Origin of the sequence: Falsiruegeria mediterranea M17 (assembly GCF_900302455.1) — a bacterium.
GTDB classification, from domain to species: domain Bacteria; phylum Pseudomonadota; class Alphaproteobacteria; order Rhodobacterales; family Rhodobacteraceae; genus Falsiruegeria; species Falsiruegeria mediterranea.
The window spans coordinates 103,713-125,057 of record NZ_ONZG01000013.1 but is presented as its reverse complement, the minus strand read 5'-3'; the positions used below and the strand labels follow the sequence as shown (position 1 = coordinate 125,057).

Here is a 21,345-nt window from a genome sequence, read left to right as displayed (position 1 = left end):
GTTAATCATTTGGGTATCGATTCATGAAACACATCGTCACTGCCTGCACCATCGCTGCGGCCCTGGCTACCGCGCTTCCCAATCCCGCCGACGCGTTCACGTCCCGTAGTGGCGCGCGGGTGAACCCGGTCAACGCCGCCATTTTCGAGGTTGTGCCGCGCAACTCGGGGCGCACCAATGACATCTGGTGCGCGGCATCGGAATTCGCGCGCCGTCAGCTGGGGGCCGGGTGGAAAACCCGCGTTTACGTGGCCCGAGATCGTGGTCCGAGCGTCACAACCGGCCGTCGGACAGCAGTGCAGTTTACCATCGATCCGCAAGCCGCCGGTATTACGCCGGCCGAAGGCGGGTTCTTCAAAAACGGGTTCAACGTTGGTGACAGCATGTCGGTTCAACAAGCTGACGGGTTGTGTGAGCCAGTGCCGATCCGGTTCTGATCCGCGACGAATGCCTTGCAGGGGCGTCAACGGTTCTACACAGTCGCCCCATGCAGACCGAGTTTCAAATCCCGACCAATGGCCAAGGCCTTTATGAGTTCACGTCTCAGGTTACACGATGGACCCGCAGCAACCCGACACATGGGCTACTGACGCTTTTTGTGCGCCATACATCTTGCTCATTGGTGATCCAGGAAAACGCCGATCCCGAGGTGCAGACGGATCTTGCGGCGTTCTTTCATTGCCTGGTTCCGCCGACTACAGATCCGTCGATGTCCTATCTCACGCACACTTACGAAGGGCCCGATGACATGCCTGCCCACATCAAGGCCGCGATGATGCCCGTGTCATTGTCGATCCCGGTGTCGGGTGGCGTGCCTGTTTTGGGAACCTGGCAGGGGATTTACCTGTTTGAACACCGTAGTGCGCCACACACGCGCAAGGTTGCCGCGCATCTGGGGTGATTTTGCCCCATGATCTAGCGGTGTGATTTCCCCTCTACCCAAACTGTAGAGGCTGCCCTATAGTTGTGGATAAGTGGGCCGAAGCGTTCACAATCAGAGGCGGAAACGAACGAGGGAGAAGGCGGATGCGCTGCCCGTTTTGCGGAAATATAGACACACAGGTCAAGGATTCACGACCCGCGGAAGATCACGTTTCGATCAGGCGTCGCCGGTTTTGTCCGGCCTGTGGTGGACGGTTTACAACCTACGAGCGGGTGCAACTGCGCGATCTGGTGGTGATCAAGACCAACGGCAAGCGCGAAGACTTTGACCGGGACAAGCTGGAGCGGTCCATCCGCATTTCGATGCAGAAGCGACCGATCGAGCCTGAACGCATCGATCAGATGATTTCCGGTATCGTACGGCGGCTCGAGAGCATGGGGGAAACTGACATCGCATCGAAACAGATCGGTGAGATTGTCATGGAAGCTCTGGCCCGCATCGACACGGTCGCATACGTGCGATTTGCAAGTGTTTACAAAAACTTCCAGGCGGCGGATGATTTCGAGGACTTTGTTCATGAACTACGCCCACCGGTGTCCCCTAGCGAAGAGTAACGACTTTGGACAATAGGTACATGGCGCTGGCCCTCTCGTTGGGGCGGCGCGGTCAGGGGTTGTGCTGGCCAAACCCGGCCGTGGGGTGCGTTATCGTCAAAGACGGGCGCATCGTGGGTCGCGGCTGGACGCAGCCTGGCGGACGTCCCCACGCCGAACCTGTCGCGCTCGCGCAGGCGGGTGAGGCGGCGCGCGGTGCCACGGCCTATGTCACGCTTGAACCCTGTTCGCACCATGGCAAGAGCCCACCGTGTTCGCAGGCCTTGATTGACGCGGGCGTCGCACGCGTGGTCTGCGCTCTGCAAGACAGTGACCCGCGCGTGTCCGGGCAGGGGTTCGACATGCTGCGCGCGGCTGGGATCGAGGTGACGGTCGGTGTCATGGCTGAAGAGGCCGCGCAGGATCTGGCTGGCTTTTTCCTGAAAGTCGAACAGGGGCGGCCACTTGTGACGCTAAAACTTGCCAGCAGCTTCGATGGTCGCATCGCCACTGCAACTGGCGAGAGCAAGTGGATCACGGGCCCCCATGCGCGGCGTGCGGTGCACGCTATGCGCGCCCGCCATGACGCGGTCCTGGTGGGGGCTGGCACGGCGCGGGCAGATGATCCCTCGCTGACCGTGCGGGACATTGGCGTTGATCGCCAACCCGTGCGCGTCGTCGTCTCGCGCCATCTGGACTTGCCCTTGATGAGCCAGCTGGCCCGCACGGCCAAGGATGTACCTGTCTGGCTGTGCCACGGGCCGAGCGCTGATATCGAACGTATCAGGGCCTGGGAAGGGTTGGGGGCCAAGCTGATCCCCTGCGCCTTGCACGGTATGCAGATCGACGCGGGCGATCTGTTGCAGCAACTGGGCGCTGCGGGTCTGACGCGGGTGTTCTGCGAAGGGGGCTCGGCGCTCTCCGCGTCGCTTTTGGCGGATGATCTGGTGGATGAACTGATCGGCTTTACCGCAGGCCTTGCCATCGGAGCCGAGGGGCTGCCATCCTTGGGGGCCATGGGATTGGATCGTCTTGCGCAGGCGCCAAGGTTCCAATTGGCCGAGACGTGCCCCGTGGGTGCCGACATCATGCACCGCTGGACTCGGGCCCTGCGTTGAGATGCACAAGTATCTAGAAATATCTTAGTATCAGAATACTATAACCGCAGTTTTCAGCGGGAATGTATTCATGAACAAGATCATTGCGGCAGCCGTTTTGGCTTCGCTGCCAGTCCTTGCACAGGCGCAGTCCAACAGGCTGAACCCCACCGCGGATTACGCCCTTATCAATGGGCGGGTACACACAATGGATGCCGACAGTCGGGTTGTCAGCGCCATCGGTATCGAAGGGGACAAGATCGTCTATGTGGGCGAGGCGGATGGCCTGAAGAACGTGATCGGTATCGGGACCGAGGTGATCGACCTTGAAGGGCGTATGGTGCTGCCCGGGTTTGTTGATGGACATATCCACGCCGCCGCTGGTGGCTTGATCATGCTGGGCGTTGACCTGCAAACCGACGACAAGGACGAGTTGTTCGCCCGCATCCGCAACGAGGTTGAGAGCAACTCCGATGACGTCATCCTGGGCTACGGTGTCCGCTTCAACCCGTGGACGGATGGCAACGCGACGGCAGCCATGTTGGATGAGATCGACAGTGAGCGCCCGATTTATCTGTGGGCCATCGACGGTCACGCGGCCTGGGTGAATTCCAAAGCGCTGGAACTGGCAGGTATTGACAAGGACACGCCCGAAACGGTGCCGGGGTTTTCGTTTTTCGAACGTGACACGGACGGCAACCCAACAGGGTGGATCGTTGAAATCCCTGCGCAGATGCAGGTGCTGACCTCCCTCATCGACGTTAATCCGGATTTCATGTCCGAGGGGGTCGGCCAATGGCTGCAACGCTTCGCGGCGGCTGGTATCACTGCCGTGCATGATCACGGTATTCAAGGGATGAGCCAGCAGGAAGGCTTTCAAATGATGGCCGACTTTGAAAAAAACGGCCAACTGCCGGTTCGATTTGTCGGCTCATTTTACTGGAACGACGGCGGGGTTGATCCTTTGCCCGGCACAATGGAGTTGCGCGCGCAGTTCAACTCGGACCTGGTGCAGGCGCGGTACCTCAAGATCAACATGGACGGGGGCGACGACAAGTGGAACGCGCTCTATGTCGATCCCTACGATGACAAACCGTTGCTGAGGCCCGAGCCGATCATTCCGGTCGATTTGGTCAAGGATGCCGTACGCAGAGCAGATGCAGCAGGGATCGATGTGACCCGCCACTGTTTCGGGGATCTGGCCGTACGTACCTTGCTTGATGCGGTCGAGGCCGCCATTGCCGCCAACCCGCCCCGCGAGCGAGCGCACAAGATCACCCATGACACACTGATCCATTCCGACGACTACGCGCGCTTTGCTGAGCTTGGCGTGATCTATGACAGCACCGGGTCCTGGATGTCGTTTGATCCCTTGCTGCAATCCGTTTCGACAAGTCGGCTAGGGATGGAGCGGGTGAAGGCGATGTTTCCCGTCAACCGCGTGGCCGATGCGGGTGGTGTCTTCTCGTTCGGGTCAGACTGGCCGGTGTCGGGCTATGTGTCCGAATACCGCCCCTTGGCCGCCATCGAGGTCGGCACCACGCGACAATTGCGCGGGCGCGAGGATGTCGAACCCTTGGGGAGAGAGGCCGCAAAACTGCCGCTGCAATTGGCGCTCGAGGCGCACACAATCAATGCTGCCAAGGGGATGGGCATGGAGACCCTAATCGGCAGTCTTGAGGTCGGCAAGAAGGCAGATATCGTCGTGCTTGAGCAGGATCTGTTCGAGGTGAAGCCTGGGCAGATCTCGGATGTTGCGGTGTCCTACACGATTATGAACGGGCAACTGACCTATGAGAAGGGCGACTGAAATTCAGCGCCAAAGGTGGGCGTAGGTGGCAAATGCCCCTTGCAGTTTTGACAAAAGCCGGTTGGCCAGCCCGGGATGCGGGACTGTGCCGGTGGCCAGCCGATCCACCACAACCTCGACCGGGCAGGGCTGCCCGGTGACGGGATCAAAGTAGCGCGGATAGTCGATCAATGCGGCATGAACCAATCCGCAGAGGGTCGGCTGGGTCGCGCGTCGGGCAGGGACCGTGCCCAGGTCATGGGTCAATCCCCAGCCCGCATAAAAGGGCGCCCCAAGGGTTGTCACCGTCACCCCACGCAACAATGCCTCGAACCCCAGAAGCGAGGTCATTGTCCAAACCTCGTGCACCTGATCCAGCAGGGCAGTCGGATCGGCCTCTGTTGCTATTACATCGGCCAGATCGCGGGCTTCGATATCTCCGGTGCGTAGACCGGCCTCAACGTCCGGGTGGGGTTTGTAGATGATCACGGCGTTTGGATTGGCCGCGCGCACCTGCTGCACGAGGGCCAGGTTGGTGTTGACTTGACCTGCGCCTTTGCGGATCGAGGCGTCGTCCTCGACCTGACCGGGCACAAGAATGCGGTGGCCGTCAGGGATCTGGGGGATCGCGCCACCCAGATTGTATTTACTCAGCCGCCTTTGGGTCAGGCTGGTGATCAAGCGTTCCGCCCGCAGATGCTGATCAGGACGCAGAGTGGCGCGTTTCGTGATCAATGCCTCGAGTCGGTTGGGGCGTGTCGGGTCGTAGTAGATGCCCAGATCATCGGTCACCAGCGACAAGGGCGGCACCAGTTCGGCGCCCAACCCGCGAGAGCGCAGGAACCCGTCCTCGACCCGCACAGCGTTGCTTTGATCGTCTGCACGCCCGGCCCAGACCATATGCGCGCGCCCCTGCAGATCACTTGGTGCCTCGTCAAACACCAGCTTTTTCTGCTGCCCAAAGAAAGCTTGCAGGGGCTTGCGCTTCCACAGGCGCATGCCGCTGGCCACCCATCCGCGATGATCCTGTCGCCAGGCACGGGCCTGCGCCTCGAGCGTGGCCATAACGTCCTCTAGCTCGCAGAGTTGATTGTGGTAGGGATCGTACCAGGTGGGGGCCAGGATCATGGCGGCGGCATACAGTTGCGCCTTGGTCAACTTGCGCTGGCGGCGCGGCACCGGAAACTCGTCGGCTGTCAGTCCCCAGCCCGCATAAAACGGTTGCCCAAAGACGCGTGGTTTGTGGCCTGCAATGATCGCCTCGAACCCCAGTTGCGAGGACAGCGTATAGACCCCGACCGCCCCTTCGAGCAGCATCCAGGGGCTGACGGGATCACGTAGAAGATGAACCCGGTCAGAGGCGTCCTGATCCGAATAGTATCCCGCGCGATATCCGGCAGTCGTTTCGGGGTGGGTCTTGATCACCACTGGCGCGCCGGGGTGTTCCTCTTGCGCAAAGACAAGCATTTCGCGAAACAGGGCATCGCTGCCGTTGCTGGCACGGACAGACGCATCATCGCGGGTCTGGTCCACCACCAGGACATAACCGGGATCGGGCACGGGGGTGGCCGGATCAAAGCCGGAATACTTGCTTAGATGACTGTCCTTCATCCGCGCCATCGCGTTGCGCGCGCGATTCAACAGGGCAGTGTCATCCAACGGGTGCGTGGCAAGTAGCTGTTCCAGGTCAGAGGGCACGGCCGGATCGAAATGCAACCCCGACCGGTCGAGCATGAGCCCAAGGGGGGGCTCTCCGCCTCGGCCGGGATGAAGCGAGCGCAGGAACGCATCTTCGATCCGCAAGAGGGGGGCATCGTGTTTCGCTGCCATGGCGCGGCCCCGATGCGCCGTTGGGCTGTCGCCCCAAATACCAACCAGATCATCATCGCCGGGAAGGCCTAGTCGCAGGTCATAGCCCGCGAGTGACAAAATGCGCCTCAGTCGCTTTTGCCAAAGAAAGCCCCCGTTATATACAAACAGCCGAGAGCGGGGGCTCTCGGCTGTTTCAACATGATCTGGAATCATCAGGTTAGCTGCCGGCGATCGTCTGCAAGTTGGCCAGTGGTGTCAGGCCACCAGAGATGAGCGAGATGGTCTTGGTCCACTGTGCATAAGGCGCCTCGGTCACGTAAAGCGTGTCCTCGTCGCGAATGACAAAATCGCGGGCGACGAACAACCCGTTGGGTTGGGTCAGGTTCAGCACATAGACCATGCGCTGTGCCCCTTGCAGGTCGTCGCGGCCAAGCACTTGGCCGGCGACCTCGGCCGGTTCGTTGCGGAAGATGAATACACCAGTCGGATCGGATGCAATGGAAATCAGGCCGCCGACCTGCGCGATTGCTTCAAGTGCTGACAGATCCTGGGTTTCAAACGGTACCCGTGCTTGGGCGTTGGTGGCCCCAAGTGCCGTAAACGAACGGGTGTCTTCTTCAACCAGAATGCGATCGCCCCCGCGCAAAGCGATGTCCAGTTGCGGGTTGTCGAACAAATCCTGGAACCAGATTTGCCCTTGCTGATTGCCGCGGATCACCGTGACTTGTGCAATGTCGGGCTGGATGGTTACGCCGCCCGCCTGCGCCAACATCGTTCCCAAGGTGCGCGTCGGACGCTCGATGGGATAAATGCCCTGCGCACCAACGGCGCCGACCAGTGACACGGTGGACCCGTCACCCGCCAGACGGCGCACCTGCACCTGGGGGTCGGGCGTCTGGTCTTCCAGTTTCGCGGTGATCATCTCGCGAAGCTGCTCGGGTGTGTTGCCAGAGGCACGGATTCGACCGGCGTAAGGTACAAAGATGAAACCTGCGCTGTCGACCTGAACTTCTTCAAGGATGGTCGAGTTTGTAGCTTCGCCTGCCAGCAGACCGTCATCAACGTTCTCCCAGACAGTCAGACCCAATACGTCGCCGGGGCGAATTGTGTCAGACGTCAGGGTCGATGCGTTCTGGAACCCGCTGGAAAAACCAAGCGCGGGTACAACGGCGGTGGCGCGGGTCACCCGGTCGTTGACCGCAACAATAAAGGCATCGCCTTCTTTTTGCACCGATCCGGCAAAGATTTCACGTTTGTTCGGGCCTACTTTGGGCAACGAACACGAGGCCACGATTCCAATCGCGGCCAACACGGCAACGGGCTTCGCCCAACGGACGGACATGGATTTCACTGCTCGGTCTCCTCGACCTATTGTTATTCTGCCTGAGTTTTTTTTAACAACCTATCGGAATCCGGGGCAAAAATCCAGTCCCAGGTCTTGTGTCTTTCAGTTCACGAGACGCAACTGTTGCCTTGGTGCCGCTGTCCCAGACTTGAGCGCGTCGTATGGATCGTCGGCGGATAACATCATGTCCACCACCTGGCGCAGCAATTGGCGGCGCCCCTTCAGGGAATAAAACCCCCCTGGCACTTGGCTGGTTTCCAGCAAGTAGCGGCGATAATCCTTGTAGGCGCGATTGTCCGGGCGACTGGCACCGGCAAAAAAGTCGCGCAAGGGCTGATCCGAGACAAATTCGGGTTTGGCATAGACCGCGCGGCCAAAGACCTTGAGCGGAATTCCGCGCCAGAGCACTTGCTGCCCGGCGGTCGAGTTCACAGTGACTGCAGTCCGCGCATCATTGAGCAGACGCGCCAGCTTGCCGCCGCGCACATAGTGCACGCGCCCCACAAGGCCGTGGAGCTTGGCCAGGCGCTTGACCTCGCGCTTGATCGGAACACGGCCGTCTTCAAGAGGGTGCGCCTTGACCACCAGGTGGTGATGCTGCGGCGCGCCTGCGGCAAAGCCCTCGAACATCTCGGTCAGAAACTCGGTCATGGTGGAAAACGGCGAATGCATCTGGAAGGAGCTGTCATGTTCCAGTTGCAAAAGCGCCAAGTGATAGGGAAAGCCGCCATTGCGCACGCGCCACGTGGCCAACCCGCGCTCGGCCCAATGGGCGGGCATCAGAAGCAACCGTTTCAGGTAGAGTTGGAATTCCTTGGTGACCGTCAGGTCGCGGTGCGGCTTGAAATTGCGATAATCCCCGTTTCGGAACATCACGAACCAATGATAGAGCGCGCCATAGAACACATGGTGCCGGGTGTCGCCCCAATGGGACGGGGGCAGGGGCGCCTCCATGTCCGACAGTTCAAGGGCGGTCTGCATCTCGGCGATGGACATGTCCATCAGGCGCGAATTGCCGTTCGAGCCGTCACGCTCATAGGTCACCCAATAGGGCCGCATGTAGCCCTCTTCGAAGACATGCACCGTCAATCCGCGTGCCTTTGCAATCTCGACCGCCTTGGCGTGGATCGGGCGTGTATCGCCATAAAGCACGATGTCGGTCACACCACGGGAATCGAGCAGTTGCGTGAATGTGTCAGACCATTCGTCCGGCGTACCGCGATAGGGAATATAGCTTTGCGGATGAAACCAGAAGGCGCGGTCGCCGGCGTTGAACCCCACGCGCCAAACCTCGACCCCGGCGGCACGCAGCATCCGGCCAAGCGCGTTGAAGAACGGCCCATGGGGACCCTGCAAAAACAGGAACACGCGCTGAGATTTTGCCGCTGCTGGCATTTTTCGTCCTTTTGACCGGGATGGCCGATTGTTTACCCTTTAGCGGATGTTTCGGGCAAAACTATGGCTCTCGCGTTGCGTCAGAGCAAGCGGCGGGGGCTTGCCGGGCAGGAAACAGACCGTTACGTCAGGTGCTGATTTAGGCATGCAGAGGCAAATGAAATGTTTACCGGGATCATCACTGACGTCGGAACCGTAGCCGAACTGGAACAGCAGGGCGATCTGCGGGCGCGCATTCGCACTGGCTACGACACCAAGGGCATCGACATTGGCGCCTCGATCGCCAGCGACGGTGTGTGCCTGACCGTCATCGCGCTTGGGCCGGATTGGTACGACGTGCAGGTGAGCGCCGAGACGGTGGACAAGACCAACCTGGATGTTTGGGCCGTGGGCCGACGGGTGAACCTGGAGCGCGCCTTGAAGGTGGGCGACGAGTTGGGTGGCCATATTGTGTCCGGTCATGTGGACGGCGTGGCCGAGGTGGTGGCGATGGTGGACGAGGGCGACAGCACCCGTGTGACACTGCGAGCCCCCGAGGCGCTGGCGCGCTTCATCGCGCCCAAGGGATCGGTTGCTTTGAACGGGACGTCGCTGACGGTGAATGAGGTCAACGGCTGTGATTTCGGCATCAACTTCATCCCGCACACCAAAGAGGTGACGACCTGGGGCGACGTCGCTGTGGGAGACCGCATCAACCTAGAGATTGACACGCTTGCTCGTTATGTGGCGCGACTGAACGAGATGTCTTGAACGTCTTTGACGTTGCGCGGATCACGGGAGCACTCCCGCCCGTCGTCAATTTTTCCTTGCGGAAAAACCCTCTCCCGTTGGGCCGGGCCGCCGCGCTGCGCGCGGCGGCGGGCGCCCGGTCGCACCCTAACTGTTCCAGCAACATCGGCGTCTGCGGTTGACACATAGCGTCTGACACAGGCGGGACCGTGCCGAGCCAGTAGGCGAGGCGCCCGGCCCAAGGCCGTTCGCGGAGCTGACGCAGTCAGGTTTGCGCGGGCGCGGGAGCCCGTCTGGATCATAAGCGCTCAGCCCCAGATATCGCCGATGGTGTAGCCGTTGGGAAAGGGGTCCGAAGGGTCTCGGATCCAATTCGCGGTGCCATAGATCCACCCCTGTCCCGACAGGGTCGGTACAATTGCCGGGTAGGGGCCGACTTGGGTGGTTTCGACAATCCGACCTGTGAAAGTCGTCCCCATCGGGCCCGCATTCACATAATCCTGCCCAATCTCAAGCAACCCCTTGGCGTGGAGAACCGCCATCTTGGCGCAAGTGCCGGTGCCGCAGGGAGAGCGGTCGAGAATACCGGTCAAGGCCTCGGGCCTGTCCGGGTCGAACGCCCCGGTGGAAACCGTGATCGCGCCCAACCCATCCGTTCCCGGTGCAATCGGATCGGCATAGAGGTTGGTGATTGTCGGGCCGATGATGGCCGGGTTGTCGGGGTGGACGACAGGCAGTTGTTCCGCGCAGGCCGCCCGCAGCGCCTCGGACAGTTTCACGATACGGGCACCGTTCTCTGGCACCAGATCCAACCCGAACTGATCGGCCTGCGCCAGGACAAAGAACATCCCGCCCCAGGCCACATCGACAACGACCTGGCCCAGGCCCGGCACTTCGATGTTCGCATCCAGATGCACGGCAAAGGCCGGGACATTGCGGAATTCGACCCGTGTCACCTTGCCGTTCTGGCAGGTCGCTTTGACCTGCAAAAGACCCGCAGGCGATTCCAGCGTCAGCTGGGTCACAGGCTCGACCATGGGCAGGATTCCAGTCTCGAGCAGAACCGTGACCACGCAAATCGTGTTGGAACCGGACATGGGCGGGTATTCGGTTTGCTCCATGATGATGAACCCGGCATCGGCGTGGGGGTCACATGGTGGCACCAGGACGTTGCAGCAGAGCGCCGGATGCCCGCGCGGTTCGCGCAGCATCATCAGACGGATATCATCCGCATGATCCTGCATCCACTGCATTTTCTCAAACACGGTGTTGCCGGGCATATGTGGCATGCCACCCGTTATAACACGCCCCGGTTCGCCCTCGGCGTGGGCCTCGACGGCCGTGATCATGCGTGAAACCTGCATTCCGCACCTCTGTGCTGTTTTGTTGGTACGCTAACACACCGACGGTGCGTTACGTTCACTCTAGAAGGGTGGCTATTGACTCGCAATTGCCGTGTGAGTGGGGTATTTCGCCTGTCAAACACTTCTCCTCGAAAGGCCGTGAAATGAGCTTTGAAACACCCGGACCCGTCGAAACCACCTGGAGCGATGCGATCTCGCCAATCGACGAGATCATCAACGAAGCCCGGAACGGCCGGATGTTCATCCTGATCGACCACGAAGACCGCGAAAACGAAGGCGATCTGGTCATCCCGGCACAGATGGCGACGCCCGAGGCGATCAACTTCATGGCCAAACATGGACGCGGATTGATCTGTCTGACCCTGACCGAAGAGCGCGTCGACTCGCTTGGGCTGGAACTGATGTCGACCAACAACTCGTCGCGCCACGAAACCGCCTTTACCATCTCGATCGAGGCGCGTGAGGGGGTGAGCACCGGCATTTCGGCCCATGATCGCGCACGCACCGTGGCTGTAGCTATCGATGCTGGCAAGACCGGTACGGATATCGCCACACCCGGTCACGTCTTCCCGCTGCGCGCGCGCGACGGTGGCGTATTGGTCCGCGCTGGTCATACCGAGGCGGCAGTGGATGTGAGCCGACTGGCAGGCCTGAACCCCTCGGGCGTGATCTGCGAGATCATGAACGAAGACGGCACCATGTCGCGCCTGCCGGAACTGGTGGCCTTTGCGCAGAAGCACGGGCTCAAGATCGGCACCATCAGCGACCTGATCGCCTATCGCCGCCGCAACGACAACCTGGTCCGCATCATTGACGAGGAAACCGTCAACAGCGAATTTGGCGGCGACTGGACAATGCGCATTTACCGCGACGAAACGCATGGAGACGAACATATTGCCATGATCAAGGGTGATATCTCTGGTGACAAACCGGTTTTGGTTCGAATGCATGTGCTCAACGCGATGCGCGATGTTCTGGCCATCGGTGGGGCCACACGCGCTGGCAAGTTGGGCACCGCGATGAACCGCATTGCCGAAGAGGGGCGCGGTGTCGTGGTTTTGCTGCGCGATGTGGATCACGCTGTGAAAACCGAAGGCGGCGTCGGGCAAGAGGTGTCGACCAAAGTGCTGCGCCAGTATGGCTTGGGGGCACAAATCCTGTCATCGCTGGGTCTGAGCAAGCTGGAGTTGATGACCAATTCACCCGCGCCGAACGTCGTGGGGCTGGATGCTTATGGTTTGGAAATCACCGGCACCAGCCGGTTGGACAAGGAGTAACCGCCAATGGCTGGTCACGAGCAGCACTATGTCATGCCCCGCGCCGAATTCGACAAACCGGTCAAGATCCTGATCGTCGTCTCGCCTTATTACAAGGATATCGCCGACAACATGGTCGCCGGTGCCGTGGCCGAGATCGAGGCCGCTGGCGGCACCCATGAGGTCGTCCAGGTTCCCGGCGCACTGGAGATCCCCACTGCTATCGGCATCGCAGACCGGCAGGCCAATTTTGATGGCTACGTCGCGCTTGGCTGTGTCATCCGGGGAGAGACCACGCATTATGACACCGTCTGCAACGACTCGAGCCGGGCGATACAGCTTTTGGGTTTGCAAGGGCTATGCATCGGCAACGGCATCCTGACCGTTGAGAACCGTCCACAGGCCGAGGTTCGCGCCGATCCGGCCGATCAGAACAAAGGGGGCGGGGCTGCTGCTGCGGCCTTGCATCTTATCGCGCTGCGCCGTAAGTGGGGCGCTTCAAAAGAGGGTGTCGGATTCAAGCGGCCCTCTGAGTCCATCCTTTTGGCTGGCGATAGCAACGGATCCACGACCGCATGACAAACGCAGGCGCGCCCCTTTCGGGCAACCAGAAACGCAAAATGAAGTCCGCCGCCCGGCTCTATGCCGTGCAGGCGCTCTATCAGATGGAGCAATCCGGCCAGACCACCGATCAGATCGTGGTCGAGTTTCTGGATCACCGTTTCGGGGCCGTCTACGAAGACATCGAAATGCAAGAGGGCGACAGCGCACTCTTTCGCAAACTGGTTCATGATGCGGTGAACAATCAGGCGCTGATCGACCAAATGACCGACCGGGCATTGGTGGCCAAATGGCCGATTGCGCGCATCGACCCGACCTTGCGCGGACTGTTTCGGGCCGCAGGGGCCGAATTGACCCAAGGCGACACGCCACCCAAGGTGGTGATTGTCGAGTTTGTCGACATCGCGCGCGCCTTTTTCCCCGCAGGGCGGGAGGCAAATTTTGTGAACGCGGTACTGGACCACATGGCGCGCGAGGCCAAGCCGGAAACGTTCTGATTTTTCCGAAGAAATCCAAGAAATTGACGCAGGTGCTTGGGAATCGTGGCACCTGCGCCAGAACCGTGGACTTAAATAGAACACGCCAAGGACCCACCACTCACTCACGGGATTCTCAGGTGCATACCAACAGTATCGTTGTGAGACCGTGAGAAAAACCTATCGTTTCCGATAGTGTTCAGGTGAGATAAGTCCCATTTGCACGGCACGGACCAATGCGGCCTCGCGTGTTGGCGCTCCCAGCTTGTCGCGCGCGGACTTGATATGCGTGCGCACCGTGATTTCCTTGACCCCTAACAGGTCGCTGATCTGGTCGTTGCGAAGACCTTCACTCAACAACGCCAGCACCTGTTGTTCCCGTTTGCTGAGCGGGCGCGTGCTGGCCAAGATCGGGCCGAGATCCACCACATTGCCTTCATCTTCATTGGTCTCGGGGCCAAGGTTTGTGGCGATCACCGTTGCAAGGATGCGCATTTCGCGTGCTTGATCGGTCATGATTTGCTCTGCATCAGGACGGTCCGAGCTGAGCACGACGATCTTGGCCTCATCTCCGGGGCAGGGGACCACCAGGCTGAACAGATGCATATAGCCTGACGCCTTGAGGCCGTTGTACAGGCCTATGGACTTGTTGCTGTTGGCCGAAACTGCCCGCTCTTCGGTTTTGACGTAGATGGACTCGATGCCGTTTGTAACCTGGGCCAGAAGAGGGTCTTCGTCGGCGTAGTTTCCCAATGAATACTCTTCAAGCCATTCAGCCGTCATCGAACTGCGCGACCATTTCAAGACGCCTGTGGTTGGCGAGAAGCAGCCCATGTTCATCGCATTGAAGCCCATGTTCTGAAGACTTGAAATGACAAAATCCCAACGTTCTTGATCAGAAAACAGCTGGGACAACTCGTCCAGCAACTCAAGAGCAAATTCGCTGATGGGCTTCATTCGGTCTCCGGTCAATTGGGCCGCGGAATTGAATGCACAACTGGCCGCAGTGTCTTTCACTCAAATCTGCGCTAAATTGCGACCAGAGAAAAGGAAAATGCCTCATGCCCAAGCTGATCCGCCTCTATATCACGAATGTGTGTACTGGTTTTGGCCTATCCGCCATTTTTGTTGGCGCTTTGCTATGGTTGAACGTCGCCAACCTCTGGGGGTTGATCAGCGGATCGGACGTTGCGGTGCTGGCGATTTTCATGCTGTGGTTCATGAACGGGATCGTTTTTGCCGGGGTGCAGTTTGCCCTCGCCGTGATGAACCTCGCCGAAAAGGACGACAATCACCGTGGGGGTACCCCGGTCGCGGCTGAATTCACGCCTGCCAAGGTTGTGGCACAGGCCAAACCTCGTCGTTGAAACATTGAGATTTCGGGGAATGTGGCGGGACCACCAGTCAACCGTGGTGCTTTGATTCCCGAGGACCTGTATATACAGGTGGGCGCCAGGTAACCGGACCACGGTCCGGACAGAGCCAGCTCCCTCGGAATTGCTTAAGGCCACCGGAATGCTGCATATCACGAGAAGGGCAGAACCCGCCACGCTCCTAACTAGGCTGCATGGCGGGCCGTTACAAGGGCTCAGGAGGCAACAAGTTCGTGGATCGCATCGCGCATCCGGGCAATGTGATCGTCCCAGCCTTTGTCCAGCGCCAGAATAAGGCCGAACGCCTCGGCGCCTTGCGGCAACCCTTCATGCTCCAAAGACAGCTGAGTGCCGCCCGCGACTTGCGTCAGTGTCCATTTCACCGTGCTCACTGCGTCGCCCATGGGTTTAACGGTAAAGGAGTATTCCAGATACTCAGGAGCGCGCGTCACCGTGACCGTACCCCAGATCAAGAGGTCTCCGCTTTCTGTCCCAAACATCTCAAGTTTCGAGCCTTGCTCCAAAGGGCATTCGGGTCGGTGAAACCACTCGGCCAGGCGATCGGGCTGTGTCAGGTAATCCCAGACAGTCTCTCGTTTTGCATTCAGATAGATGGACTTTCTCAGAACGGCATCAGTCATCACTTTCTCCTTCAATGGCAGTTTTCAAATCGTTCAGTCGTGCATCCCAGAACCGGTCAAAGAAGCTGAGCCAGTCGAACACGGGCGCCAGTCCCGCAGGGTTCAGCCGGTTGAGGCGCTCGCGGCCACGCACTTCGGTGGTGATCAGGCCGCCATCCGACAGCATGGTCAGGTGCTTTTTGACGGCCGCACGGGTCATGTCGAACTGGTCTGAAACCTGGGCAATTGTCATGTCCTGCTCGGTCAGCAGGCGCATAATCTCGCGGCGGGTTGGATCGGCCAGGGCGCGAAAGGCGAGGTGTGGGCTTTGGGTCATGTCGTGTCACCGCAAAAGGAGTACTATTTGGCATCATTAATGCGATACCTTTTGGTTTCACGTCAAGGTATTCAAATCAGGCTTGAAATTTGTTCACGGATTGTTCACTATTGCGGCCATGGATTTGGACCTGCAACCTGGACAAAAACTTGCACGAGGCGTCGCCCGACACTTACGCAGCCACAACTTTGTTTCTGTTGAGGAATTTGTGCCAACCCGCGGCTTGCGGGTCGATGTTTTGGGCCTTGGCCCCAAGGGTGAACTCTGGGTGATCGAGTGCAAATCCAGCCGCGCGGATTTTCAGTCCGACAGCAAGTGGCAAGGTTATCTGGAATGGTGTGACCGCTACTTTTGGGCGGTAGATATCGACTTTCCAACCGAGCTTTTGCCAGCAGAATCGGGTTTGATCATCGCTGATTCCTATGGCGCTGAAATCATCCGCATGCCCGACGCGCAAAAGCTTGCGCCCGCGCGACGCAAGGTGATGGTGCAAAAATTCGCAACTCACGCGGCCCGCAGATTACAGGCATTGCGGGATCCTGGCCTGCCGCCCGAGTTGTTACCCTGAAACGGTGCGCGCGGCCTGTGCGGCGGCGCGGATCTCTTCGGCGATCTCTTCGGCCTCTTCCGGGTCAAAATCCATTGGTACTTCGATACCCTGCGATTCGATAAAAATGCGCACCATACCTGCGTCGGTGGGGCCGATCTGCATGTTGGCTTCGATGTTGCGTTCGGTGTTGATACCCATGGGTGCCTCTTTTATCGATGAGGCCCTGTGCTATCCCGCAGGGGCTTGAAAATCAAGTCGGGTCCGGGGTTTGCTGGGGACATGACACAGGTGGTTCTACGCAGATTCGAAGCGGACGATGTCGATTGGCTGGTTGAGCAGCACGGCACGCTTTACGCCGAGGCCGAGGGATTCGACGACAGCTTTGGTGTGCTGGTCGCACAAATCCTTGCGGATTTTGTTGTCGAGCATGATCCGGCACGCGAACGAGGCTGGATTGCAGAAGAAGGCGGGCAGAGGCTTGGCAGTATATTTTGCGTTTCGAACGGGGCTGAAGGGGCAAAACTGCGGCTGTTTCTTCTGACACCAAAGGCACGCGGCAAGGGGCTGGGCAAACGGCTGCTGCAAGCGTGCATGGATTTTGCCCGCGAAACCGGCTATACTGAAATGGTGCTATGGACCCACGAAAGCCACCGCGCAGCTTGTGCTTTGTACGCCAAGTTCGGGTGGCAGTTGGTGGACAGCAAACCGGTTCGATCTTTTGGGGTAGATTTGGTCGAACAAAGCTGGCGGATTGATCTTTAACCTCTTGCAATCCCCGGACGGGTTATATAAATCGCCCCCAGTGCCGCCTTAGCTCAGTAGGTTAGAGCGCCTGATTGTGGATCAGGAGGTCCCCCGTTCGAGCCGGGGAGGTGGTACCATCCCTCACATATATCAATAACAGGCGTTTCGACGCAAAGTTCGACGTCCGTTTTCTGTTTCCTTACATAGGGATAGCGCACGAACTTTGCTTGGTTTCATTCGTTGACGATGCGACTGTAGTCCCAACAAATGAAAGCGATCCGATGACCAATATGCTGCTCAGTACCAAGACCCGAAACGGCGGTCGGTGCATTGCAATCACGTGCATGTCCAAGCGGCGATCCATGATTTTTTCCGACATAGCGATAGAGCGGAGGGACCGTGGACCCGTCAGAACAGGGGGCGATGTGACGGATCCACGAGAGGCTTGTGAGTGATGGCTGATGCCTCTTGATGTCACACTAACCGATTGTCTCCGGTTGCAACGCGTGCAGAGGGGTATTGGGCCTATACCAAAGTATAGTCTTCTAACCGACCGGGATCAGTCGACCACAACGGTCTGTTTCAGCGCGCCAGTGGTCTTGTCAAAGATCAGTATGCGGTTGTCGTCTGTGACCACCGCGTACCAATTGGGCCCGATTGTGACGGCCTGGGCCGAAGCTCCATCTGGCAATTCCACGTCTTGAGGCAAAGTTGGAGTGCGGTCAGACAAGCGGATGACAATCAGGGCAAATGTCAATACAACGCCGCCAATCATCACCGCGGTCAGCGCCATGACCATCCGCCGCAACCATTTCAGTTGTGGGGTTTCCTGCGGTTCCACAGGCTCATCAGAAGGGATCGTCATGGGCACCCGCCAGATTGAATTCGTCATCGCGGACGCACCGCCGCCCCGCCTTGATAAGGCGCTTTCGCGGGATGTTCCAGCCGAAGCCACCTTGTCCCGCACTCGTTTGGCCCGGTTGATCGAGGCCGGGCAAGTGACGGTGAATGGGGCAGTTGTCACCGATGCCAAAGCCAAAATCGCAGCCGAAGCGGTGGTGGTGATCACTGTCGAAGAGGCCGAAGACAGCCATATCGGCCCCGAAGACATTCCGCTGGACGTGGTTTTCGAGGACGACGATCTGATCGTCATCAACAAGCCTTCGGGCATGGTGGTGCATCCCGCGCCTGGGTCTCCGTCCGGTACATTGGTCAATGCTCTGCTGCATCACTGCGGGGACAACCTGTCGGGAGTGGGTGGCGTCAAACGTCCCGGTATCGTGCACAGGATTGACAAGGAAACCAGTGGTTTGCTGGTTGTTGCTAAATCAGATGCGGCACATCAGGGGCTGGCGGCGCAGTTTGAGAAGCACACGGTCGAGCGGTATTATCGGGCGCTGTGTTATGGTGTGCCGGATGCCAACGATCCGCGGTTGCGTGGGGTCAAGGGTGTGAGTTTTGAGTCCGGCAATATCATGAAGCTCACCACCAACCTGGCACGACACAAGACCGATCGTCAGCGTCAGGCCGTGCTGTTTCAGGGCGGGCGCCACGCGGTGACACGGGTCCGTATCGTCGAACCCTTTGGCAAACCACATGTGGCGGCCTTGGTGGAGTGTTGGCTGGAAACCGGGAGGACGCATCAGATCCGCGTTCATATGGCCCATGCAGGGCACGGGCTGATCGGTGATCCCACCTATGGCGGCAAGCGCAAACTGTCGGCCAAGGCTCTGAACCCGAACGCACAAGACGCAGTTCGGACCTTTCCGCGGCAAGCGCTGCATGCGGCCGTCTTGGGGTTTATCCACCCTGTCACCGGCGAAGACTTGAGGTTCGAGGCACCGTTGCCCCAAGATATGGAGGGTTTGATCACGGCCCTTAGGTTGCCACTGTCATGAACAGCACAAAGGCGTGAAGAGTTAACTCTCACCTTTTCTTAATCAAAGCTTAATCAGAATATTGTACCCCCAGCACTTGTAAGGGCAACATAGGTGACCCATATCCTATGTTAAGTCCTTAAACATTTAAGGGAGGGACAAAATACATGGCAAATTACGCAAATCTCCCCGCACCGACGCCCGAGGGCGGTCTGAACCGCTATATGCAGGAAATCCGCAAGTTCCCGCTGCTGGAACCCGAAGAAGAATATATGCTCGCCAAACGGTGGGTTGAGAAGCAAGACACTGAAGCAGCGCATAGAATGGTCACATCGCACCTGCGCTTGGCAGCCAAGATCGCCATGGGCTATCGCGGCTATGGCCTGCCTCAGGCCGAGGTAATTTCCGAGGCCAACGTGGGCCTGATGCAGGCGGTCAAAAAGTTCGACCCCGAAAAAGGCTTCCGACTGGCGACTTATGCCATGTGGTGGATCCGCGCTTCGATCCAGGAATATGTCCTGCGGTCGTGGTCGATGGTCAAGCTGGGCACAACCTCGGCGCAGAAGAAGCTGTTCTTTAACCTGCGCAAGGCCAAGGCTCGCATCGGCGCGTTGGAAGAGGGTGATCTGCGCCCAGAAAACGTGAAACAGATTGCGACAGATTTGGGCGTGACCGAAGAAGAGGTCATCAGCATGAACCGCCGCATGTCGGGTGGGGACGCGTCGTTGAACGCGACCGTCGGCTCCGAAGGCGAGGGGACCATGCAATGGCAGGATTGGCTCGAGGATGAAGATGCGGATCAGGCTGGCGACTATGAAGCGCGCGACGAGATGGAAGCGCGGCGCGAGCTGCTGGCGCAGGCACTGGATGTGCTGAATGATCGCGAAAAAGACATCTTGACCCAACGCCGTCTGTCGGATCAGGCCGTGACACTTGAAGATTTGAGCACGCAGTACAACGTCAGCCGCGAACGCATTCGTCAAATCGAAGTGCGCGCGTTTGAAAAGCTGCAAAAGAAGATGCGCGAACTGGCGCGTGAAAAGGGGATGCTGGGCAACGGCTGACCTTTCTGGACGCCCCTCGTGCGCAAGCCCCGGTCTTGGCCGGGGCTTGTTGCGTTAAGGGGATAGCGTCGCGTCGGTAGGCGGGGCGGCTCCCGCCCGTCGTCGATGTTTCTTACGAAACACTTCCTCCCGTTGGGCCGGGCCGCGCTGCGCGCGGCGTCGGGCCCAAGGCCGTTAGCGGTGTCGGTGAAGCCAAGATCGCTCGGATGCGGGAGCTCTTGCTGTTCGTATCTAAAGCAGATTATTCAATCGGATCAGTTTGATAGAGCGTAATCTTGATCCCGCCATGCGATACCGGCGGTTTGGTCGGCTTGAACCGAAGGCCCGTGGAATTGGCGAGGCTGGCTTCGTTGGTCACGATGCCAACACGCCACCCTTTGAAGCGGTCGCTTAGAGTACGACCCAAGGATCCATACAGGGCAAACAGCGCTTTCTTGTCGCCGATCCGTCCGCCATAGGGGGGATTTACGATGACCAACCCCGGCGGTCCGTCGGGCCGCTCGATCTCGCTGGCGCCGCATTGGCGGAACATGGTCACATCCCCAATACCCGCACGAGCCGCGTTGGCCGCGCTCATCTCGACGGCACCGGCATTGCGATCGGAGCCGTAGAATTTCAACGTCTGATCAGTGGCCTGTGGTTCGGTCTTCAATGCGTTGAACGCGTCCAGATCAAATGTCGTCAGTTGTTCAAAAGCAAAACCACGAGATCGCCCAGGTTGCAGGCCCTTGGCGATTTCTGCGGCCTCGATGACAAAGGTGCCTGACCCACACATTGGGTCCAACACCGGCTCGGACCCGTCAAAAGCGCATTGGCGCAGAAACAGGGCGGCCATGTTTTCGCGCATCGGAGCTTTGCCGACTGCCACCTTGTGACCGCGCTTGTGCAAAAGTTCACCAGAGGTGTCGACGCTGAGGGTGCAGGTGTCCTCTTCGATCCGGGCCTTCACAACGACTTGTGCATCCTTGTCAATCGGTGCGCCGAACTCTTCGGCGATGGCGCGTTCAATGCGCTCGGTCGCTGCGCCGGCGTGATAGATCTTTGATCGTTTGCATGTCACTTCGACCCGCACTGGCACATCAGCGCGCAGGGTGCGGGCCCAGTCAAACTCACGCGATAGCTTGTCCAACTGGGCCAGATGCGTCACTCGAAAGCTGCCGATCCGGGCCAGGATCTTGGCCGCGCCGCGCAGCTCCAGATTGGCACGCCTGACGTCGGTCCAAGTGCCGCGAAATCGCACGCCGCCCGGTGCGGCCTTGGCTTTGCGAAAGCCCAGTTCCAGGGCTTCGTCCCGCAAGGCAAGTTCCAACCCGGGGGCGACAACGGCATAGATCTCGAATTTGGCGTGTGTGTTCATTGCGCCTCTGTAACGGCAACCATAGGCGAGTTCGACCGTTTTCTGGGGCATGGTGTTCGAGTGCCAGAGTCAAAGGGGGCGACTTTACGTGGGCTGATCTGTTGTGGAATACTTGTGCCCTGA

At 59.1% G+C, this 21,345-nt stretch carries 24 protein-coding genes and 1 tRNA gene; 15 read left to right on the top strand and 10 right to left on the bottom strand.

Annotated features, from left to right (window positions below):
- Positions 1–23 precede the first annotated feature (23 nt).
- From TRM7615_RS21555 to TRM7615_RS21535, 5 genes are all read left to right on the top strand, one after another.
- Positions 24–437, top strand: coding sequence for a hypothetical protein (locus TRM7615_RS21555; protein WP_108791625.1), 414 nt, complete (start codon positions 24–26; stop codon positions 435–437).
- A 50-nt stretch (positions 438–487) separates the two neighbouring features.
- Positions 488–901, top strand: a complete 414-nt coding sequence (locus TRM7615_RS21550) for a secondary thiamine-phosphate synthase enzyme YjbQ (protein WP_108791623.1) — start codon at positions 488–490, stop codon at positions 899–901.
- 125 nt (positions 902–1,026) lie between these two features.
- Entirely contained in the window at positions 1,027–1,497 is a 471-nt protein-coding gene (gene nrdR / locus TRM7615_RS21545; protein ID WP_108791621.1) for a transcriptional regulator NrdR, read from the top strand.
- Positions 1,498–1,517: 20 nt separating this feature from the next.
- Positions 1,518–2,594 (top strand): bifunctional diaminohydroxyphosphoribosylaminopyrimidine deaminase/5-amino-6-(5-phosphoribosylamino)uracil reductase RibD, encoded by a 1,077-nt coding sequence (gene ribD, locus TRM7615_RS21540; protein WP_108791619.1) that lies wholly within the window; start codon positions 1,518–1,520, stop codon positions 2,592–2,594.
- A 70-nt stretch (positions 2,595–2,664) separates the two neighbouring features.
- Positions 2,665–4,383 carry an amidohydrolase gene (locus TRM7615_RS21535; protein WP_108791617.1) on the top strand — a complete coding sequence of 573 codons (1,719 nt, stop codon included), beginning with the start codon at positions 2,665–2,667 and terminating at the stop codon, positions 4,381–4,383.
- Between the two features lie 3 nt (positions 4,384–4,386).
- Here TRM7615_RS21535 and TRM7615_RS21530 read toward each other — a convergent pair whose 3' ends face one another.
- The 3 genes from TRM7615_RS21530 to TRM7615_RS21520 all read right to left on the bottom strand — a co-directional run bounded on the left by TRM7615_RS21530 (position 4,387) and on the right by TRM7615_RS21520 (position 8,914).
- Positions 4,387–6,387, bottom strand: a complete 2,001-nt coding sequence (locus TRM7615_RS21530) for a capsule polysaccharide biogenesis protein (protein ID WP_108791615.1) — start codon at positions 6,385–6,387, stop codon at positions 4,387–4,389.
- Between the two features lie 4 nt (positions 6,388–6,391).
- Positions 6,392–7,516, bottom strand: coding sequence for a polysaccharide biosynthesis/export family protein (locus tag TRM7615_RS21525; protein ID WP_108791613.1), 1,125 nt, complete (start codon positions 7,514–7,516; stop codon positions 6,392–6,394).
- A gap of 105 nt (positions 7,517–7,621) precedes the next feature.
- Entirely contained in the window at positions 7,622–8,914 is a 1,293-nt protein-coding gene (locus TRM7615_RS21520; protein WP_108791611.1) for a capsule polysaccharide biogenesis protein, read from the bottom strand.
- A 162-nt stretch (positions 8,915–9,076) separates the two neighbouring features.
- Between TRM7615_RS21520 and TRM7615_RS21515 the strand changes: the two genes are divergently transcribed.
- Positions 9,077–9,664 carry a riboflavin synthase gene (locus tag TRM7615_RS21515; protein WP_108791609.1) on the top strand — a complete coding sequence of 196 codons (588 nt, stop codon included), beginning with the start codon at positions 9,077–9,079 and terminating at the stop codon, positions 9,662–9,664.
- A gap of 287 nt (positions 9,665–9,951) precedes the next feature.
- On the opposite strand, the gene TRM7615_RS21510 is transcribed toward TRM7615_RS21515, so the two are convergent.
- Positions 9,952–11,007, bottom strand: a complete 1,056-nt coding sequence (locus TRM7615_RS21510) for a proline racemase family protein (RefSeq protein WP_108791607.1) — start codon at positions 11,005–11,007, stop codon at positions 9,952–9,954.
- A gap of 143 nt (positions 11,008–11,150) precedes the next feature.
- Between TRM7615_RS21510 and ribB the strand changes: the two genes are divergently transcribed.
- From ribB to nusB, 3 genes are read left to right on the top strand one after another with little or no spacing between them, the layout of a single operon-like run.
- Entirely contained in the window at positions 11,151–12,284 is a 1,134-nt protein-coding gene (gene ribB, locus TRM7615_RS21505) for a 3,4-dihydroxy-2-butanone-4-phosphate synthase (protein ID WP_108791605.1), read from the top strand.
- Between the two features lie 6 nt (positions 12,285–12,290).
- Entirely contained in the window at positions 12,291–12,842 is a 552-nt protein-coding gene (locus TRM7615_RS21500) for a 6,7-dimethyl-8-ribityllumazine synthase (RefSeq protein ID WP_108791603.1), read from the top strand.
- A complete protein-coding gene (gene nusB / locus TRM7615_RS21495; protein ID WP_108791601.1) occupies positions 12,839–13,321 on the top strand; it encodes a transcription antitermination factor NusB in 483 nt (160 codons plus the stop codon). Before TRM7615_RS21500 ends, nusB begins: the two co-directional genes overlap by 4 nt.
- A gap of 159 nt (positions 13,322–13,480) precedes the next feature.
- Here the strand turns inward: nusB and TRM7615_RS21490 are convergent, their stop codons facing one another.
- Positions 13,481–14,257 (bottom strand): helix-turn-helix transcriptional regulator, encoded by a 777-nt coding sequence (locus TRM7615_RS21490; RefSeq protein ID WP_108791599.1) that lies wholly within the window; start codon positions 14,255–14,257, stop codon positions 13,481–13,483.
- 104 nt (positions 14,258–14,361) lie between these two features.
- Between TRM7615_RS21490 and TRM7615_RS21485 the strand changes: the two genes are divergently transcribed.
- Positions 14,362–14,667, top strand: a complete 306-nt coding sequence (locus TRM7615_RS21485) for a hypothetical protein (RefSeq protein WP_108791597.1) — start codon at positions 14,362–14,364, stop codon at positions 14,665–14,667.
- Positions 14,668–14,888: 221 nt separating this feature from the next.
- Here the strand turns inward: TRM7615_RS21485 and TRM7615_RS21480 are convergent, their stop codons facing one another.
- Together TRM7615_RS21480 and TRM7615_RS21475 are read right to left on the bottom strand one after the other, a co-directional pair.
- On the bottom strand, positions 14,889–15,314 hold the full coding sequence (locus TRM7615_RS21480) for an SRPBCC family protein (RefSeq protein ID WP_108791595.1): 426 nt from the start codon (positions 15,312–15,314) through the stop codon (positions 14,889–14,891).
- Complete coding sequence (locus tag TRM7615_RS21475) at positions 15,307–15,630, bottom strand: ArsR/SmtB family transcription factor (protein ID WP_108791592.1); 324 nt, start codon at positions 15,628–15,630, stop codon at positions 15,307–15,309. Before TRM7615_RS21475 ends, TRM7615_RS21480 begins: the two co-directional genes overlap by 8 nt.
- A 118-nt stretch (positions 15,631–15,748) precedes the next feature.
- Between TRM7615_RS21475 and TRM7615_RS21470 the strand changes: the two genes are divergently transcribed.
- A complete protein-coding gene (locus TRM7615_RS21470; protein WP_108791590.1) occupies positions 15,749–16,198 on the top strand; it encodes an MmcB family DNA repair protein in 450 nt (149 codons plus the stop codon).
- Here TRM7615_RS21470 and TRM7615_RS21465 read toward each other — a convergent pair.
- Positions 16,190–16,378: a DUF6324 family protein gene (locus TRM7615_RS21465; RefSeq protein ID WP_108791588.1), complete on the bottom strand. Its 189-nt coding sequence runs from the start codon at positions 16,376–16,378 to the stop codon at positions 16,190–16,192. The two genes, TRM7615_RS21470 and TRM7615_RS21465, sit on opposite strands and share 9 nt — an antisense overlap.
- Before the next feature lie 81 nt (positions 16,379–16,459).
- On the opposite strand from TRM7615_RS21465, the gene TRM7615_RS21460 reads away from it, so the two are divergent.
- Together TRM7615_RS21460 and TRM7615_RS21455 are read left to right on the top strand one after the other, a co-directional pair.
- A complete protein-coding gene (locus TRM7615_RS21460; RefSeq protein WP_108791586.1) occupies positions 16,460–16,942 on the top strand; it encodes a GNAT family N-acetyltransferase in 483 nt (160 codons plus the stop codon).
- Between the two features lie 42 nt (positions 16,943–16,984).
- A tRNA-His gene (locus TRM7615_RS21455) sits at positions 16,985–17,061 on the top strand.
- 422 nt (positions 17,062–17,483) lie between these two features.
- Here the strand turns inward: TRM7615_RS21455 and TRM7615_RS21450 are convergent.
- The gene (locus tag TRM7615_RS21450; protein WP_108791584.1) at positions 17,484–17,789 is read right to left on the bottom strand and encodes a DUF6476 family protein; all 306 of its coding nucleotides are present in this window, start codon (positions 17,787–17,789) and stop codon (positions 17,484–17,486) included.
- Here TRM7615_RS21450 and TRM7615_RS21445 point away from each other — a divergent pair.
- Both TRM7615_RS21445 and rpoH read left to right on the top strand, forming a co-directional pair.
- Complete coding sequence (locus TRM7615_RS21445; RefSeq protein WP_108791582.1) at positions 17,788–18,822, top strand: RluA family pseudouridine synthase; 1,035 nt, start codon at positions 17,788–17,790, stop codon at positions 18,820–18,822. The genes TRM7615_RS21450 and TRM7615_RS21445 overlap by 2 nt on opposite strands.
- A gap of 146 nt (positions 18,823–18,968) precedes the next feature.
- Positions 18,969–19,865, top strand: a complete 897-nt coding sequence (gene rpoH / locus TRM7615_RS21440; protein ID WP_108791580.1) for an RNA polymerase sigma factor RpoH — start codon at positions 18,969–18,971, stop codon at positions 19,863–19,865.
- A 241-nt stretch (positions 19,866–20,106) separates the two neighbouring features.
- Here rpoH and TRM7615_RS21435 read toward each other — a convergent pair whose 3' ends face one another.
- Complete coding sequence (locus TRM7615_RS21435; RefSeq protein ID WP_108791578.1) at positions 20,107–21,222, bottom strand: THUMP domain-containing class I SAM-dependent RNA methyltransferase; 1,116 nt, start codon at positions 21,220–21,222, stop codon at positions 20,107–20,109.
- Positions 21,223–21,345 lie beyond the last annotated feature (123 nt).